This is a genomic window from Staphylococcus sp. HMSC061G12, from assembly GCF_001838465.1.
GTDB classification, from domain to species: Bacteria; Bacillota; Bacilli; order Staphylococcales; family Staphylococcaceae; genus Staphylococcus; species Staphylococcus simulans.
The window spans coordinates 1-573 of record NZ_KV837028.1; the positions used below are offsets into that span (position 1 = coordinate 1).

Genomic DNA, 573 nt, shown 5'->3' on the forward strand with positions numbered 1-573 from the left:
ACTGGTTCACTATCGGTCACTAGAGAGTATTTAGCCTTGGGAGATGGTCCTCCCGGATTCCGACGGAATTCCACGTGCTCCGTCGTACTCAGGATCCACTCAAGAGAGAATAAACTTTCGACTACAGGACTTTTACCTTCTCTGGTTCAACTTTCCAGGTGATTCGTCTAATTTATTCCTTTGTAACTCCGTATAGAGTGTCCTACAACCCCAATGAGCAAGCTCATTGGTTTGGGCTCTTCCCGTTTCGCTCGCCGCTACTCAGGGAATCGATTTTTCTTTCTCTTCCTGCGGGTACTAAGATGTTTCAGTTCTCCGCGTCTGCCTTCGGACATGCTATGTATTCACATGTCGATAACACAACATAACTTGTGCTGGGTTCCCCCATTCGGAAATCTCTGGATCAACGCTTACTTACAGCTACCCAAAGCATATCGTCGTTAGTAACGTCCTTCATCGGCTTCTAGTGCCAAGGCATCCACCGTGCGCCCTTAATAACTTAATCACGTTATTAATATTGTGAGTAATCGCTTGCCGTCGGCAATTGATTACTAGCGATTCATTTAAATGAAT

Annotated in this window: 1 rRNA gene; it reads right to left on the minus strand. The window is 45.5% G+C overall.

The window, feature by feature from the left end:
• Positions 1–505: ribosomal RNA gene (locus HMPREF2937_RS02600) — 23S ribosomal RNA — on the minus strand; the annotation flags it as partial.
• Positions 506–573: the final 68 nt, after the last annotated feature.